Annotated in this window: 1 protein-coding gene and 2 pseudogenes; all 3 read right to left on the bottom strand. The window is 69.5% G+C overall.

Going from position 1 to position 1,834, the window contains the following annotated elements:
- Positions 1 to 49: 49 nt before the first annotated feature.
- Entirely contained in the window at positions 50 to 1,198 is a 1,149-nt protein-coding gene (locus ABT300_RS43695; RefSeq protein WP_351688647.1) for a Gfo/Idh/MocA family protein, read from the bottom strand.
- Positions 1,195 to 1,728, bottom strand: a pseudogene (locus tag ABT300_RS43690) (sugar phosphate isomerase/epimerase family protein); the annotation flags it as partial. The pseudogene ABT300_RS43690 and the gene ABT300_RS43695, both read right to left, overlap by 4 nt.
- Before the next feature lie 13 nt (positions 1,729 to 1,741).
- A pseudogene (locus ABT300_RS43685) lies at positions 1,742 to 1,834 on the bottom strand (acyl-CoA thioesterase); the annotation flags it as partial.

Genomic DNA, 1,834 nt, shown 5'->3' with positions numbered 1-1,834 from the left:
CGGCTGAAGCCGGCTCCCTCGCTGTCAGGTTCGGGGCCGGCGCTTTTCTCTACCCGACGGCCACCGAGCCTACGGTGGCGACGTATGGGTCGAAGTCCACAGGGAGCGACGGCACGGGGTTGACCGTGCTGGCGACGTCGACGAAGGTGTTGCGGGCGGCCGATTCCTCGATGCTGGTCATGGCGTCGAGGACGTGGTAGCCGATGTCTCCGGTGGCCACGTGCAGTTCGGCGCCCCGGATGGTGCGGGCCATGCACAGCGCCCCGACTCCGCGGCCGGTCAGCGGGCCCTGCTCGGCAAGGTCGTCCGCGTTCTGCTGGACCGGCAGGACGATCTTGTCCATCGGGCGATAGATCTTGAGTGCGGTGCCGCCGAAGTAGTTCGGGTCGCCGAGGACGAGTGTGCCTTCGGTGCCGTTGATCTCGAAGACGCCGTGCCGGAACAGGGCGGTGTCGCAGCTCATGAGCGACGACGCGGTGGGGCCTTCGGTGAAAGTGCTGACCACCGAAAGGTGGGTGGGTACCTCGACGGGGAACTGCGTGCCGGCGCGGGGGCCGGTGCGAATGGTGCGCACGTCCTGCGCCCTGGTGCCCATCGCGAAGACCTTCTCGATGGGACCGAGCAGGTACATCAACGCGGTGAGGTAATACGGGCCGACGTCGAAGAGGGGGCCGGCGCCCTTGGCGAAGAGGAACTCCGGGTCGGGGTGGAACCAGTCGGGGCCCTGGGACTGGAAGGCGGTGGTGGCGGTCAGCGGGGTGCCGATCGCGCCGGATTCGATGGCCCGCTTGGCGGTCTGCCAGCCGGGGCCGAGGACGGTGTCGGGGGCAACGCCCAGGAGCAGGCCGCGCTCGGCGGCGAGGTCGACCAGGCTCTTGGCGGCGTCGCGGTCGATGCCGATGGGCTTCTCGCTCCACACATGCTTGCCCGCGTTCAGGGCGGCGGTGGAGACCTCGACGTGCGCGGCCGGGAGGGTCAGGTTCACCACGATCTCGACGTCGTCGTCCGCGAGGACGGACGCGGCGTCACCGGAGCGGGCTATGCCGTACTTCGCAGCCTGTGCGGCGGCGCGCTCGGTGTTCACGTCGCCGATGGCGACGACCTCGGTGTCGGGGTACCGGGTCAGGTTGGACAGGTACTGGTCGCTGATCATGCCGGCGCCGATGACGCCGATGCCGACCCTTCCTGTGTTGCTCATCGGGTAACTCCCAGGGTGTCGGCGAGGAATCCGTAGCTCTCACGGACTCCGTCGAAGATGTCGCCGCGGTAGTGGTCGAACTCGATCACTGCGTAGTCGATGGCCTCGCCGGCTGCCAGCGCGGCCGCCAGTGGTACGTCGCCCTGCCCTGCGGGCCGCTGGTCCTTGGGCAGGTTCTGGGCGGTGATGCCCGTGCCCAGCGGTCCGTCCTTGACGTGCACGGCGTGCACGCGGGCGCCGAGCCGCCGCAGGAGTGCGGCAACGTCCTGGCCGCTGGCGGCGGCCCAGTACAGGTCGATCTCGAGAACCACGGAGGGGTCGAGCAGGTCGGCGAACGCTTCCAGAGCGGGGTGGGTTCCGATCTGGGACTGCAGTTCGTGATCGTGATTGTGGTAGCCGACGCGCAGCCCGTACTCGGCGGCTTGGGCGGCGCGCGCGTTGAGGCGCTCGGCGGACCGCTTCACGTCGTCCTCGGTCCTCCAGCGGTTCGGAGGCACGTAGGGGTCGATCACCACCTGCACGCCCAGCGTGGCGGCGGCTTTCCATCTCGTCCATCGACGCGGTGACGGCGGGTCCGCCGGAGTGCCGGCCGGCCACGGCGCCCGCCGCGTCGTCGACGAGCTTCATGATCACACC

The sequence above is a fragment of the Streptomyces sp. NPDC001027 genome, assembly GCF_040299045.1.
Classification (GTDB): Bacteria; Actinomycetota; Actinomycetes; order Streptomycetales; family Streptomycetaceae; genus Streptomyces.
Note: the sequence above shows the minus strand (reverse complement) of the source record. Positions and strands in the feature narration are given on the sequence as shown.

Excerpts from the sequence above, each read along its gene's own strand:
- ABT300_RS43695 (WP_351688647.1), bottom strand. The coding sequence starts at position 1,198 with ATGAGCAACACAGGAAGGGTCGGCATCGGCGTCATCGGCGCCGGCATG.